The sequence below is a fragment of the Citrobacter sp. Cpo109 genome, assembly GCF_030332565.1.
Classification (GTDB): Bacteria; Pseudomonadota; Gammaproteobacteria; order Enterobacterales; family Enterobacteriaceae; genus Citrobacter; species Citrobacter portucalensis.
Window position 1 is genome coordinate 36,305 of sequence record NZ_JAOWHQ010000048.1, and the last position, 15,721, is coordinate 52,025.

Below are 15,721 nucleotides of genomic sequence, written 5' to 3' on the forward strand. Positions count from 1 at the left end.
CATGGAGAAATGATGGAACTGCTTTTATTGAGTAACTCGACGCTGCCGGGCAAAGGCTGGATGGAACATGCGCTGCCGCTGATTGCTGAACAACTGAATGGTCGCCGTACGGCGGTGTTTATTCCGTTCGCTGGCGTGACGCAAACCTGGGATGAGTACACGGCGAAAACGGCAGCCATCTTTGCGCCAATGGGCGTCAACGTTACGGGTATTCATACCGTTGCCGATCCGATTGCCGCTATTGAAAACGCAGAGCTGGTGATTGTCGGCGGGGGTAATACCTTCCAGTTACTGAAAGAAAGCCGCGAACGCGGACTGCTGGCGCCGATTGTGGATGTCGTCAAACGCGGTGCGCTGTACATTGGCTGGAGCGCAGGTTCCAACCTCGCCTGCCAGACCATCCGCACCACCAACGACATGCCGATTGTTGATCCAAAAGGCTTTGATGCGCTCGGTCTGTTCCCGCTGCAAATTAACCCACACTTCACCAACGCGCTGCCGGAAGGCCACAAAGGCGAAACGCGTGAACAGCGTATCCGCGAGCTGCTGGTTGTGGCACCAGAGCTGACGGTGATTGGCCTGCCGGAAGGGAACTGGATTAAGGTAAGTAACGGTCAATCCGTGCTCGGCGGCCCGAACACCACGTATATCTTTAAAGCGGGTGAAGAAGCGGTTGCTGTTGAAGCGGGCCACTGCTTTTAGTTGATTTGTTGCCTGATGCCGGATGCGGCTTCGCCTTATCCGGCCTACTGCTTCACCTCACTCAAAAATCATCCCGCCCATCGTCTTCATCCGGCTGTTCCAGCACGCTGTAAGCCACGGAGCAAAACAGCGAGTTCAGACGCTGCATATCGCCCAACAGCGCCAGGTGCAACGAGCTGGTCTCGATGCTCTGCACGTTCTGTTGATGCAGACGGTCAACGTGCGCATGCGAATAACGACGATTGAGAATACGGAAGCGGTGCTTGCTGCGGCGCAGACGACGGGCACTGGTCACATCTCCTGAGAAGAACACCGACATCGCCAGCTGCAGATTGCTGAGCAACTGATCGTAGAGCGCATCCAGTTCTTTCAGCCCTTCGACAGAGAATGCCCGGCGGGCGGCCAGCGACTTATCGGCTATCTCGCTGCCCATACGTTCGACAATATCGGAAGCCTGCTCAAGGTTGAGCGACATTTCGATAATCTCCGCCCAACGGCGCGATTCCTCTTCCGCCAGCTCATCCTTTGGCATCCGCGCCAGATAGAGCTTAATTGCCGTGTACAGCACGTTAATGTCGTCCGCCATCCTGCGCAGCTCTTTTTCTTCACGCGGCTCGCCGTGCATCACCTTCTTCAGCCCGTCCATCATCTGCTCCATCGCGTCGCCGATACGCAGGGCTTCACGGGCGGCATTGGCCAGAGCGAGCGTCGGCGTATCCAGCGCGCTGACGTCCAGATGTTTGGGTTTAAGATGTGCATCCAGTTCCGGCTCATCGCGGATGATGCGCTTACAAAAACGCGCCATCGGTTCGGCGAACGGCACCATCGCCACGCAGCGCACCAGGTTGTAGAAGACGTGGAAGTAGATAACCAGTTCAGATTTCGGCAGCGGCAGTTCATCCATCAGATTGGCCAGCGGATGAACAAACGGCAGGATAATCAGGCTCCCCACCAGCTTAAACAGCAAGCTACCGAGCGCCACACGACGTGCTGCGGCGTTAGCGGCGCTGTTATTCAACATCGCCAGCAGGCCGGACCCGAGGTTGGCACCAATCACCAGACACAACGCCACCGGGAACGAGATAATACCTGCCGCGGTCAGCGTGGCCGTCAGCAGCACCGCCGCCAGGCTGGAGTAACTGATAATCGCAAACATGGCGCCAATCAGCGCATCGAGCATAATATCGCCGGTGAGCGAGGCAAAAATAACCTGTACCCCATTCGCCTGGGTGATCGGCGTTACCGCCTGCACAATCAGCTCCAGCGCCAGCAAAATCAACCCCAGTCCAATACCAACCCGCCCCAGTTGCCCCACGCGGGACTGCTTACGACCGAGAAAGAAGATCACGCCGATAAAAATCAGCAGTGGCGACAGCCAGGAGAGATCGAAGGTCAGGATACGCGCCATCAGCGCGGTCCCCACGTCGGCGCCGAGCACTATGACCAGCGCAGGGGTGAGCGCCACGAGATCTTGTGCAACAAACGAGGTCACCAGCATGGTGGTGGCGTTGCTGCTTTGCACCAGCGCCGTTACGCCGATACCTGCACAAAAGGCGAGCGGCTTCTTTTCAACGCTACGGCTGAGCACGGTACGCAAGCGGGCGCCAAAGACGCGCATCACGCCGGTACGCACAATATGCGTACCCCAAACCAGCATCGCGACGGCAGAAAGCAGGTGTAACAGAGTTAACACGGAATCAGGTTCTCCTTATTTTTATGGTTTTTTGAGGCTCATTTGCCTGATGGCGCTGCGCTTATCAGGCCTACAAATCATCCCTATGCAGACCGGATAAGGCGTTTACGCCGCCATCCGGCAACGGCCCCCTTTCAGTATAAGGGTTTAAACGTAATAAAGAGACAGGGCACTCATTGAGCGCCCTGTTTGTTGTAAAGAAAGATGACAGTTTTGTGAATCAGTCGGCGTCATAGCCGAGGTTCGGCGCTAACCAGCGCTCCACTTCTGCCACGCTCATGCCTTTACGGAAGGCATAATCTTCAACCTGATCGCGCTGGATTTGCGCCACGGCGTAGTACTTGCTGTCCGGATGACTGAAATACCAGCCGGAGACCGACGCGCCTGGCCACATGGCGAAAGATTCGGTGAGTTTCATCCCGGTGTGCGCTTCCACATCCAGCAGCTCCCAGATGGTGGCTTTTTCGGTGTGTTCCGGACACGCCGGATAACCCGGTGCCGGGCGAATCCCCTGGTAGTTTTCGCGGATTAGCTCCTCGTTACTGAGATTCTCATTCGCCGCATAGCCCCAGTAGACTTTACGCACGCGCTCATGCAGATATTCTGCGAACGCTTCCGCCAGACGGTCAGCGATCGCTTTCACCATGATCTTGTTGTAGTCGTCATGCTGGGCTTCGAAGGCATCCGCCAGCGCATCTTCCTCCAGACCACCGGTCACCGCGAAAGCACCGATGTAATCCGCTTTGCCGCTCAGTTTCGGCGCAACAAAGTCAGACAGGCAGTAGTTGGCGAAACCGACTTTTTCCGTCTGCTGGCGTAGGTGATGACTCACGTTGATAACGTGCGTACGCGTCTCGTCACGGTAAATCTCGATGTCGTCACCCACGCGGTTGGCCGGGAATAACCCCACTACGCCGCGCGGATTCAGGGTCTTCTCAGCGCTGAGTTTATCCAGCATGTCGTTGGCGTCTTTGAACAGGCGCTTCGCCTCTTCTCCCACCACCTCATCTTCAAGAATGCGCGGGTATTTCCCGGCCAGCGACCAGGTCATAAAGAACGGCGTCCAGTCGATGTAATTGCGCAGAGTTTCGATGCTAGCTTCCACTTCCTGCACGCCCAGACGGTGCGCCACCGGCGGGGTATAGTTTTCCCAGTCGAAGGCCAGATCGTTGTCGCGGGCAGCCTGTAACGTTACTGGCGGGGTACGCGGTTTCTTACGCGCATGCTGGATACGCACGGTTTCGTACTCTTTACGCGTACGGGCGACAAAGTCATCGCGCTGGGTGTCAGAGAGCAGCGCAGCCACCACGCCAACGGTACGCGAGGCGTTCTGCACGTACACCGTCGGGCCGCTGTAGTTCTGCTCAATTTTCACCGCCGTGTGCGCTTTTGAGGTGGTCGCACCGCCAATCAGCAGCGGAATAGTGAATCCCTGACGCTCCATCTCTTTCGCCACGTTGACCATTTCATCCAGCGACGGGGTAATCAGCCCGGAAAGGCCTATCAAGTCGGCATTCACTTCACGCGCCGTTCTGAGGATTTTCTCCGCTGGCACCATCACGCCAAGATCGACGATTTCGTAGTTGTTACATTGCAGCACCACGCCAACAATGTTTTTGCCGATATCGTGCACATCACCCTTCACGGTCGCGATGACCATTTTACCGTTGCTGGAGCCTTTCTCTTTGCTGGCCTCAATGTACGGTTCGAGGTACGCCACCGCCTGCTTCATCACGCGGGCGGATTTCACCACCTGCGGCAGGAACATTTTGCCTTCGCCGAACAGATCGCCAACGACGTTCATGCCGTCCATCAGCGGTCCTTCAATAACTTCTATCGGACGCGCTGCCTGCTGGCGCGCTTCCTCGGTATCCAGCTCAATAAACTCGGTAATGCCTTTCACCAGCGAGTATTCGAGGCGTTTTTTCACGTCCCAGGTCCGCCATTCCGCCATCTGGGCATTCGCCGTGTCGTCAGTTTTGCTGCCGCGATATTTCTCTGCCAGCTCCAGCAGTCGTTCGGTGCCATCGTCACGACGGTTGAGGATCACATCTTCAACCGCATCGCGCAGCTCGGCGGGCAGGTCGTCATAAATTGCCAGCTGTCCGGCGTTGACGATCCCCATGTCCATGCCGTTGCGAATGGCGTAGTAGAGGAATACCGCGTGAATGGCTTCACGTACCGGGTCGTTGCCACGGAACGAGAATGAAACGTTAGAAACGCCGCCGGAGATCAGCGCGTGCGGCAGTTCGCGTTTGATGTCTTCACACGCGCCGATAAAGTCCTGCGCGTAGTTGTTGTGCTCATCAATACCGGTCGCGACAGCAAAGATGTTCGGGTCGAAGATGATGTCTTCCGGCGGGAAGCCCACCTCTTCGGTAAGAATTTTGTACGCCCGACGGCAGATTTCGATTTTACGTGCGCGGGTGTCGGCCTGCCCTTGCTCGTCAAAGGCCATCACCACCACCGCGGCACCGTAGCGACGCAGCAGCTTCGCATGATGGATAAAGGTCTCAACCCCCTCTTTCATCGAGATGGAGTTAACGATGCCTTTACCCTGAATGCACTTCAGGCCTTTCTCGATGACGTCCCATTTCGAGGAGTCGATCATAATCGGTACGCGGGCGATATCCGGCTCACCGGCGATCAGGTTGAGGAAACGCACCATTGCCGCTTCGGCATCGAGCATCCCCTCATCCATGTTGATATCGATGATCTGCGCGCCGCTTTCCACCTGCTGACGGGCGACGTCCAGCGCTTCGCTGTATTTCTCTTCTTTGATCAGGCGTTTAAACTTCGCCGAACCGGTGACGTTGGTACGCTCGCCGACGTTCACAAACAGGCTGTCGTCGCCGATGTTCAGCGGCTCAAGGCCGGAAAGGCGGCAGGCAACCGGGATTTCCGGCAAGCGGCGCGGCGGTAAGCCATCCACCGCGCGGCTCATGGCGGCGATATGTTCCGGCGTGGTGCCGCAGCAGCCGCCGACGATATTCAGGAAACCGGCCTCAGCCCACTCGCGAATCTGCGTCGCCATGGTATCGGCGTCGAGATCGTATTCACCAAAGGCGTTCGGCAGACCGGCATTCGGGTGCGCAGTCACATAGCATTCGGCAATGCGTGACAGTTCCTGCACGTACTGGCGCAGCTCGTCCGGACCTAACGCGCAGTTCAGACCGAAGGTCAGCGCATCGGCGTGGCGCAGGGAGTTGTAGAATGCTTCGGTAGTCTGGCCGGAAAGCGTACGGCCGGAAGCGTCGGTGATGGTGCCGGAGAGCATAATCGGCAGCTCAACGCCCAGCGCTTCGAATTCAGTTTTAACCGCGAAAATAGCGGCTTTGGCGTTCAGAGTATCGAAGACGGTTTCAATCAGGATCAGGTCACTGCCGCCTTCCACCAGCGCTTTGGTGGATTCACGGTAGGCGGCCACCAACTGATCAAAGGTAATGTTGCGGTAAGCCGGGTCGTTAACATCAGGCGAGATAGACGCCGTACGGTTCGTTGGGCCGAGCACGCCCGCGACGTAGCGCGGTTTTTCCGGCGTGCGCGCCGTCCATTCGTCAGCCGCCGCACGCGCCAGTTTGGCTGCCGCAAAGTTGATTTCCGCCGACAGGGATTCCATCTGGTAATCCGCCATGGCGATAGTCGTCGAGTTAAAGGTGTTGGTTTCGATGATATCCGCGCCCGCCTCAAAGTAGGCGTTATGGATGGCGGCAATCACCTCCGGTTTGCTGAGCACCAACAGGTCGTTGTTACCTTTCAGATCGCACGGCCAGTCGGCAAAGCGTTCGCCGCGGAAATCCTCTTCGCTCAGACGATATCCCTGGATCATGGTGCCCATACCGCCGTCCAGCACCAGAATACGTTCATTTAACTGCTGACGTAATTGTTCTACTTTGCTGCTCACACTCGCTCCCGACAACGCTCAACCAGACCGAAAAAAACTCAACAGGCCATACTGGCACAAACCTGAGAGGCGGAAAAGAGAACAACGGCCAACATGAGACATGTTCAGCTTCACTCATCCGATCAGTACAGGAATTCTTGCATTATAATTGAATAAAACGAAAATGATTTCCACGATACAGAAAAGGAGTCTGCCATGGTAGCCACTGTCCCCGCGAAACGCGGTAGAAAACCCGCCGCCGCTACTGCACCTGCAACCGGGCAGGTTCAGTCTCTGACCCGCGGCCTGAAGCTGCTGGAGTGGATTGCGGAATCGAACGGCAGCGTGGCGCTGACCGAGCTGGCGCAGCAGGCTGGCCTGCCAAACTCCACGACTCACCGTTTGCTGACCACCATGCAGCAGCAGGGTTTTGTCCGTCAGGTGGGTGAATTAGGCCACTGGGCCGTAGGTGCGCATGCGTTCATCGTCGGCAGCAGCTTTTTGCAAAGCCGTAATCTGCTGGCGATTGTCCATCCGATCCTGCGCAAGCTGATGGAAGATTCCGGTGAGACGGTAAACCTGGCCGTGCTGGATCAAAGCGATCATCAGGCCATTATTATCGACCAGGTGCAGTGCACCCAACTGATGCGCATGTCCGCGCCTATCGGCGGCAAGCTGCCGATGCACGCCTCCGGTGCGGGTAAGGCGTTTTTATCCCAACTGAGCGAAGAACAAGTGACTGGCCTGCTGCACCGTAAAGGCCTGCATGCTTATACACACGCCACGCTGGTGTCGCCAGTGCATCTGAAAGAGGATTTGGCCCAGACGCGCAAGCGCGGCTATTCCTTTGATGATGAGGAACATGCGCTGGGTCTGCGCTGCGTGGCGTCGTGCATTTATGACGAGCACCGCGAGCCATTCGCCGCGATTTCCATCTCCGGACCCATTTCGCGTATTACCGACGATCGCGTGACCGAGTTTGGCGCCATGGCGATCAAAGCGGCGAAAGAAGTGACGCTGGCGTACGGTGGATTTCGCTAAGATAGGGTTGCCGGGTGGCGGCTACGCCTAACCCAGCCTACTGTCCAGGGTTAGGGCAGATTTGTAGGCCTGATAAGCGTAGCGCATCAGGCACGGCGCACATTGCCGGATGGCGGCGCAAGCGCCTTATCCGGCCTACGGTCGGTTTCATAACGTACGCTGAACCGTTGCCGACGCCGGTAGGCGTAAACATCTTCCACGTGACCGTTTTTGATGCGCGTCTGTAGGCCGCGCCAGTAGTCAGCGCTGAACAGGTCAGCGTGCATCTCTTCAAATAGCGGCCCTATACGCGGGTCGGCACATAGCCAGTGACGAAACTCTTCCGGGAAGACATCTCCCGGCGATACGCTGTACCACGGCTCAGCGCTCATCTCATCTTCCGGGTAGCGTGGCGGCGGGATATGGCGGAAATTCACCTCAGTCATGTAGCAGATTTCATCGTAATCGTAGAACACCACACGCCCGTGACGGGTCACGCCGAAGTTCTTAAATAGCATATCGCCGGGGAAAATATTGGCGGCGGCCAGCTGACGAATGGCGTTGCCATACTCTTCAATGGCATCGCGCAGTTGCTGACCTTCGACCTGCTCCAGCCAGATATTCAGCGGCACCATCCGTCGTTCAATATACAGATGGCGAATGACGATCTGATCGCCGAGATCGGTAATTTTTTCCGGGGCTTCCTGCAATAACAGCGCCATCAGCGCCGGATCGATTTGCCGTTTCTCCAGCACAAAATTCTCGAATTCCTGGGTGTCAGCCATCCGCCCAACACGATCGTGTTCTTTGACCAGTTGATAGCAGGCGCGGACGTGGGCGGCAGACATCTCTTTTTGCGGGGCAAATTTGTCTTTGATGATTTTAAACACCCGGTCAAAACCCGGCAGCGTAAACACCAACATCACCATGCCGCGGATCCCAGGCGCTTCAATAAACTGCTCATCGCAATGGGCAAGATAGAGCAGATATTCGCGGTAACTTTCGGTCTTCGCGTGTTTCTGACAGCCAATCGCCATGTACAGTTCGGCGGTGGTTTTACCGGGCAGGATCTCGCGCAGCCACTCCACCAGCGCCGCGGGCAAAGGGGCGTAAACCATAAAATAGGAGCGGGCGAAGCCAAACACAATACTCGCCTCCGCCGTCGTGGTCAGACAGGTATCGACAAACAATTCGCCTTCATCAGTCCGGTGGATTGGCAGTAAAAATGGTAGCGTTCCCGAATGAGTAATCAACTTACCGACCAGCCAGGCGGCCTTGTTGCGATAAAACAGTTCGTTTGCCACCTGTAAATGGCAGCCCGACAACACATCCGCTCCCAGGGTTTCGGTCAGGTGTTCGATGATGTAGTGGATATCACGATGTTTGTTCTGCCACGGCAGACGCAGGGGCAGATCGCTAAGGACGCGCGTCAGCAGCCACTCCCAGCCGGTATCCGGAAAAAAGTCTTTCGCCAGCGGACGTGGGATCGTGCGAAAACGGCGCTCTGGCTGAGAACTGAAAATAAACAGCCGCTCGGGAGTCAGCGAGCGGTGGTCAAATAACCGACAGTAAACGGAGTTAAAGAAACTCTCCGCAATCTCGAAGCGCGGGTAATCCGGCAGTAGCCGGGTGTAATGCTCTTTCACGCGAAGTAAAAAATCCGCGTCGGTACTTTTGCCGTCAGTAATGCAGCGCAACTGCTCCACCACCAGACCCACGTGATGATCGTAAAGGTGAATACGGCTTTTCATCGCCTGCTGAACCGCATGCCAGTCGGCATGTTCAAAACGCTGCTGCGCGCCGGAGGTGACTTCCAGAAAACGCCCGTACTGGGCGTCGAAACCTTGCAAGATAGTCTGAGCAATCAGTAATTCCAGGCCACGCGTCATCAATGTCTCCCATCCGGCACAACGTCATGCCGGATGGCGCGTTCGCTTATCCGGCCTACATCCCTTCGTAGGCCCGGTAAGCGCAGCGCCACCGGGCATTAATCAAAACTGCGATTCTTCGGTCGAGCCGGTCAGCGCGGTCACCGAGGAAGCTCCGCCCTGAATGATGGTGGTGACTTTATCGAAGTAACCTGTGCCCACTTCCTGCTGATGGGAGACGAAGGTGTAACCGTCTTTAGCTGCCGCAAATTCTGGCTGCTGAACCTTCTCAACATAGTGGCGCATGCCTTCACCCTGCGCATAGGAGTGCGCGAGGTCGAACATGTTGAACCACATGCTGTGGATACCCGCCAGGGTAATGAACTGGTATTTGTAACCCATATCCGACAGCTGCTGCTGGAAGCTGGCGATGGTTTTGTCATCCAGGTTTTTCTGCCAGTTAAACGACGGCGAACAGTTGTAAGCCAGCAGTTTGCCAGGGTATTTCGCATGGATCGCATCGGCAAATCGCTTCGCCAGCTCAAGGTCCGGCGTGGAGGTTTCACACCACACCAGATCCGCATACGGTGCGTAGGCCAGGCCACGACTGATCGCCTGCTCAATACCCGCATGCGTACGGTAGAACCCTTCGCTGGTACGTTCGCCAGTGATGAACTCGCTGTCGTATGGGTCGCAATCAGACGTAATCAGATCGGCTGCGTCAGCATCGGTACGTGCAATCACCAGCGTCGGCACACCCATGACGTCGGCTGCCAGACGGGCGGCCACCAGTTTCTGGATAGCTTCCTGAGTCGGAACCAGCACTTTGCCGCCCATGTGACCACATTTTTTCACCGATGCGAGCTGATCTTCGAAGTGAACGGCCGCTGCACCAGCCTCAATCATCGATTTCATCAGTTCAAACGCGTTCAGTACGCCGCCAAACCCTGCTTCCGCATCGGCAACGATCGGCAGGAAGTAATCGACATAGCGAGGATCGTTCGGCTCAATACCGGTTGACCATTGGATCTGATCGGCGCGACGGAATGTGTTGTTGATCCGATCCACCACCGCCGGGACGGAGTTCGCCGGATACAGCGATTGGTCCGGGTACATGCTGGATGCCAGGTTGGCATCTGCCGCCACCTGCCAGCCTGAAAGGTAGACCGCTTCAATACCGGCCTTCGCCTGCTGCAGCGCCTGACCGCCGGTCAGCGCGCCGAGGCTGTTGATATAACCTTTCTTCGATTCGCCGTGCAGCAGACGCCACATTTTCGCCGCGCCAAGCTGCGCCAGCGTGCATTCCGGGTTGACCGAGCCACGTAATTTCACCACTTCCTCCGCGCTATATGGACGGGTGATGCCTTCCCAGCGCGGTTGAGTCCATTCTTTCTGTAATTCTTCGATTTGTTGAGTACGGGTTTTCATGTGCAGATGCTCCATATTGTTATGTGGTGAATTACGCCAGCAGGCGGTAGCCTGGCAGGGTCAAGAAATCGATCAGTTCATCAGAGGTAGTGATTTGCTCCATCAGGCGCGCAGCATCGTCAAAACGTCCGCTGCTGTAGCGGTGTTCGCCCAGCTCGTCCTGGATCACCAGCATCTCTTCGGCCAGCATCTGACGGAACAGCGGTTTGGTAACCGGCTTGCCGTTGCTGAGCGTCTTCTCGTGGTGGATCCACTGCCAGATGGAGGTACGGGAGATTTCGGCGGTGGCCGCGTCTTCCATCAGACCGTAAATCGGTACGCAGCCGTTACCGGAGATCCACGCTTCGATGTACTGCACCGCGACACGGATATTGGCGCGCATGCCTTCTTCAGTACGCTCACCTTCACAAGGTGCCAGCAGTTGCTCTGCGGTAATCGGGGCATCTTCTTCACGGGTCACGAACAGCTGATTTTTGTTTTCACCGAGTACGTCGTTGAACACCGCCATAGCGGTATCGGCCAGTCCCGGATGGGCAATCCATGTGCCGTCATGACCGTTATTCGCTTCCAGTGCTTTGTCCGCTTTTACCTTGGTCAAAACCTGGTTGTTACGTTCCGCATCTTTGCTGGGAATGAACGCTGCCATGCCGCCCATCGCGAATGCGCCACGTTTATGACAGGTTTTAATCAGCAGACGCGAATAGGCGCTGAGGAATGGTTTATCCATCGTCACCACCTGACGGTCCGGCAGCACGCGATCCGGGTGGTTCTTCAGTGTTTTGATATAGCTAAAAATGTAGTCCCAACGACCGCAGTTCAGACCCACAATGTGGTCACGCAGGGCGTGCAGAATTTCGTCCATCTGGAAGACGGCAGGCAGCGTTTCAATCAGCAGGGTCGCTTTAATGGTGCCGCGCGGCAGGTTAAAGCGGTCCTCTGCATAGCTGAACACTTCGCTCCACCATGCCGCTTCTTGCCAGGCCTGCGTTTTTGGCAGATAGAAATAAGGGCCGCTGCCTTTCGCCAGCAACGTTTTGTAGTTGTGGAAGAAATAGAGGGCAAAGTCGAACAGGCTGCCCGGGATAGATTCGCCACGCCAGGTGACGTGTTTTTCCGGCAGATGCAGACCACGAACGCGACATACCAACAGAGCCGGATTAGGCTTGAGCTGATAAATTTTACCCGCTTCGTTGGTGTAGCTAATGGTGCCATTGACCGCATCGCGCAGGTTGATCTGCCCGTCGATAACTTTGCTCCACTCAGGAGCCAGTGAATCTTCGAAGTCAGCCATAAAGACTTTGACGTTCGCGTTCAGCGCGTTGATGACCATCTTGCGCTCAACGGGTCCGGTGATCTCTACGCGGCGATCCAGTAAATCATCAGGAATTCCGCGAATTTTCCAGTTACCTTCACGAATGGAAGCTGTTTCCGAAATAAAATCAGGCAACTTACCGTCATCAATATCCTGCTGCTGCTGGATACGTGCAGCCAGAAGTTTATTCCGTTTTGGCGTAAATCTTGTCACCAGTTCAGTCAGAAACTCCACAGCTTCAGCGGTCAGAATTTGTTGTTCCTGTTCGCCACGCGGCCTGGTAAAGACCAGTTCATCGGTTGTCGTTGCCTGTTGATTCATTGCATAGTTCCTCGTCATTGATCCAAACATATCCCCAATGCGAACGAAGGATCGTTGTGCGCTTTTCGTTCAGCACAACTAAGACTACTCATTTAAATTTCAAAATCAAAAACAATTTCCATTTTTAATTTAATTATCAATTAACCTATTGATAACAATATAAATAAAATTTAATTACACATTGAGGTGCGTTTCGGAAATAAAAAAGGCACCCGAGGGTGCCTGATTCAATATGCTGAAACGCTTAAGGATCGTCTGCTACAGAAGATTAATCCAGCGTTGGATTCATGTGACGCAGATCATATGGCGTGATCTGGTAGACGTAATAGTTGAGCCAGTTGGTAAACAACAGATTACCGTGGCTACGCCAGGTTGCCCGCGGTTTGTTTTGCGGGTCATCTTTCGGGAAATAGTTATAGGGTACTTCCGGCGATAAACCCGCTTCGACGTCACGAAAATATTCGCTGCCGAGTGTATGGTCGTCATACTCAGGATGACCCGTCACGAAGGCGATACGTTTGTCTTTGCTGGCAAACAGGTAGGCATCTCCCTCTTCGGTTTCAGCAAAGATCTCGAGATCGGTGTAGTCGCGAATAAGCGCTGCAGGGAAATCAGCATAGCGGGAATGCGGGGCCAGGAACGCATCATCGAATCCACGCGTCAGAAGCGCATGAGGGTGCAGAATATGGTGCTCATAGACGCCTGAGAGTTTGTCCGTGCGGGTTTGCTTGGGAATTCCGTACAGGATATTCAACGCGGCCTGCACCGCCCAACAGACAAATAGCGTCGAGGTAACGTGATCTTTGGCCCATTCAAGCACTTGCTTAATCTGCGGCCAGTAAGCCACATCATTAAATTCAACCAGGCCCAACGGCGCGCCGGTCACGATCAATCCGTCAAAGTTCTGATCGCAGATATCCTCGAAATTACAGTAGAAGTTATTCAGATGCTCCGTTGGGGTGTTGCGTGACTCGCGGGCATCGATGCGCAATAGCTGAACATCAACCTGCAGCGGTGAGTTAGACAGTAAGCGCAGGAACTGGTTTTCCGTTTCAATCTTCTTGGGCATCAGGTTGAGGATGAGCACCTTCAGTGGACGAATTTCCTGACCGGAAGCGCGGGATGTCGTCATCACGAAGACGTTTTCCTCACGCAAAAAATTGACGGCGGGTAGCTCGTCCTGCACGCGAATTGGCATAACCTGATAACCTCACAACATACGTTTAAACGTTTAGACATCCAGATAGCTGAAGATACCCAGGAATCATGCGAATGTCGAGCCTGCATCCTCAAGTTGAGAAAGTTTCACGGCTCCTTGCTGTAGAATAGTGCAGTAAAGAAAAAAGGAGAATGCTATGAACCTTACCATTCGTCGTTCGCGTCAGGACGAAGGAGATAAGTTAGTTTCTATTTGGTGTCGCTCAGTAGATGCCACGCACCATTTCCTCTCTGCGGATTATCGGATTGAGCTGGAGGAGCTGGTACGTTCATTTTTACCAGAAGCCCCTCTGTGGGTTGCAGTGACAGAACAGGATGAGCCCGTCGCCTTTATGCTCCTGACCGACCAGCATATAGATGCTTTGTTTGTCGATCCGGATGTGCGTGGTAGTGGCGTTGGTAAACTGCTGATTGAACATGCTTTATCAATGAGTTCAACGCTAACAACCAATGTTAACGAGCAGAATGAGCAGGCGGTTGGATTCTATAAGAAGATGGGATTTAGCGTGACGGGACGTACAGAGGTGGACGATCTCGGACGACCGTACCCGTTACTCAACCTCGTACGAGGGTAGCAGGACTAGCTTTTGTAGGCCGGATAAGGCGGTTGCGCCGCATCCGGCAGTTTTCACTCCGTACAGACGCAAAAAAGCCCATCCGGCAGGATGGGCTTCTTCACTTTAATTAATGCCTGGCAGTTCCCTACTCTCGCATGGGGAGACCCCACACTACCATCGGCGCTACGGCGTTTCACTTCTGAGTTCGGCATGGGGTCAGGTGGGACCACCGCGCTACAGCCGCCAGGCAAATTCTGTTTATCAACACGCTTTTGCATGTCAATCTAATCTGTAATCAGGCTGAATATTGTCTCTGTCTTTCGCCAAAACATCTTCGGCGTTGTAAGGTTAAGCCTCACGGTTCATTAGTATCGGTTAGCTCAATGTATCGCTACACTTACACACCCGACCTATCAACGTCATCGTCTTTAACGTTCCTTCAGGACTCTCAAGGAGTCAGGGAGAACTCATCTCGGGGCAAGTTTCGTGCTTAGATGCTTTCAGCACTTATCTCTTCCGCATTTAGCTACCGGGCAATGCCATTGGCATGACAACCCGAACACCAGTGATGCGTCCACTCCGGTCCTCTCGTACTAGGAGCAGCCCCCCTCAATTCTCCAGCGCCCACGGCAGATAGGGACCGAACTGTCTCACGACGTTCTAAACCCAGCTCGCGTACCACTTTAAATGGCGAACAGCCATACCCTTGGGACCTACTTCAGCCCCAGGATGTGATGAGCCGACATCGAGGTGCCAAACACCGCCGTCGATATGAACTCTTGGGCGGTATCAGCCTGTTATCCCCGGAGTACCTTTTATCCGTTGAGCGATGGCCCTTCCATTCAGAACCACCGGATCACTAAGACCTGCTTTCGCACCTGCTCGAGCCGTCACTCTCGCAGTCAAGCTAGCTTATGCCTTTGCACTAACCTCCTGATGTCCGACCAGGATTAGCTAACCTTCGTGCTCCTCCGTTACTCTTTAGGAGGAGACCGCCCCAGTCAAACTACCCACCAGACACTGTCCGCAACCCGGATCACGGGTCTACGTTAGAACACCAGCCATTAAAGGGTGGTATTTCAAGGATGGCTCCATGCAGACTGGCGTCCACACTTCAAAGCCTCCCACCTATCCTACACATCAAGGACCAGTGTTCAGTGTCAAGCTATAGTAAAGGTTCACGGGGTCTTTCCGTCTTGCCGCGGGTACACTGCATCTTCACAGCGAGTTCAATTTCACTGAGTCTCGGGTGGAGACAGCCTGGCCATCATTACGCCATTCGTGCAGGTCGGAACTTACCCGACAAGGAATTTCGCTACCTTAGGACCGTTATAGTTACGGCCGCCGTTTACCGGGGCTTCGATCAAGAGCTTCTCCTTACGGATAACCCCATCAATTAACCTTCCGGCACCGGGCAGGCGTCACACCGTATACGTCCACTTTCGTGTTTGCACAGTGCTGTGTTTTTAATAAACAGTTGCAGCCAGCTGGTATCTTCGACTGATTTCAGCTCCATGGGTAAACCACTTCACCTACATATCAGCGTGCCTTCTCCCGAAGTTACGGCACCATTTTGCCTAGTTCCTTCACCCGAGTTCTCTCAAGCGCCTTGGTATTCTCTACCTGACCACCTGTGTCGGTTTGGGGTACGATTTCGTGTTACCTGATGCTTAGAGGCTTTTCCTGGAAGCAGGGCATTTGTTACTTCAGCACCGTAGT

9 protein-coding genes and 2 rRNA genes are annotated in these 15,721 nt (G+C 54.8%); 3 read left to right on the top strand and 8 right to left on the bottom strand.

Translation table 11 applies throughout. The features are described 5' to 3' along the window. Positions 1-12 precede the first annotated feature (12 nt). Positions 13-702, top strand: coding sequence for a dipeptidase PepE (gene pepE / locus OGY71_RS06120; protein ID WP_032942056.1), 690 nt, complete (start codon positions 13-15; stop codon positions 700-702). Positions 703-763: 61 nt separating this feature from the next. Here pepE and OGY71_RS06125 read toward each other — a convergent pair whose 3' ends face one another. Together OGY71_RS06125 and metH are read right to left on the bottom strand one after the other, a co-directional pair. After that, a complete protein-coding gene (locus OGY71_RS06125; protein ID WP_003826514.1) occupies positions 764-2,395 on the bottom strand; it encodes a Na/Pi cotransporter family protein in 1,632 nt (543 codons plus the stop codon). A gap of 220 nt (positions 2,396-2,615) precedes the next feature. Then, a complete protein-coding gene (gene metH / locus OGY71_RS06130; RefSeq protein ID WP_003826511.1) occupies positions 2,616-6,299 on the bottom strand; it encodes a methionine synthase in 3,684 nt (1,227 codons plus the stop codon). A gap of 195 nt (positions 6,300-6,494) precedes the next feature. On the opposite strand from metH, the gene iclR reads away from it, so the two are divergent. Next, a complete protein-coding gene (gene iclR, locus OGY71_RS06135; protein ID WP_003826510.1) occupies positions 6,495-7,319 on the top strand; it encodes a glyoxylate bypass operon transcriptional repressor IclR in 825 nt (274 codons plus the stop codon). Between the two features lie 86 nt (positions 7,320-7,405). On the opposite strand, the gene aceK is transcribed toward iclR, so the two are convergent. From aceK to metA, 4 genes are all read right to left on the bottom strand, one after another. Beyond that, a complete protein-coding gene (gene aceK, locus OGY71_RS06140; protein ID WP_063941205.1) occupies positions 7,406-9,187 on the bottom strand; it encodes a bifunctional isocitrate dehydrogenase kinase/phosphatase in 1,782 nt (593 codons plus the stop codon). 102 nt (positions 9,188-9,289) lie between these two features. Continuing rightward, the gene (gene aceA / locus OGY71_RS06145; RefSeq protein WP_003826506.1) at positions 9,290-10,594 is read right to left on the bottom strand and encodes an isocitrate lyase; all 1,305 of its coding nucleotides are present in this window, start codon (positions 10,592-10,594) and stop codon (positions 9,290-9,292) included. A 31-nt stretch (positions 10,595-10,625) separates the two neighbouring features. After that, positions 10,626-12,227, bottom strand: coding sequence for a malate synthase A (aceB, locus tag OGY71_RS06150; RefSeq protein ID WP_032942053.1), 1,602 nt, complete (start codon positions 12,225-12,227; stop codon positions 10,626-10,628). 268 nt (positions 12,228-12,495) lie between these two features. After that, positions 12,496-13,425, bottom strand: a complete 930-nt coding sequence (metA, locus tag OGY71_RS06155) for a homoserine O-acetyltransferase MetA (RefSeq protein ID WP_003826503.1) — start codon at positions 13,423-13,425, stop codon at positions 12,496-12,498. A 157-nt stretch (positions 13,426-13,582) separates the two neighbouring features. On the opposite strand from metA, the gene OGY71_RS06160 reads away from it, so the two are divergent. Beyond that, complete coding sequence (locus OGY71_RS06160) at positions 13,583-14,020, top strand: acetyltransferase (protein ID WP_003826501.1); 438 nt, start codon at positions 13,583-13,585, stop codon at positions 14,018-14,020. Positions 14,021-14,134: 114 nt separating this feature from the next. Here OGY71_RS06160 and rrf read toward each other — a convergent pair. Then, a 5S ribosomal RNA gene (rrf, locus tag OGY71_RS06165) occupies positions 14,135-14,250 on the bottom strand. Positions 14,251-14,346: 96 nt separating this feature from the next. Further along, positions 14,347-15,721: ribosomal RNA gene (locus OGY71_RS06170) — 23S ribosomal RNA — on the bottom strand; the annotation flags it as partial.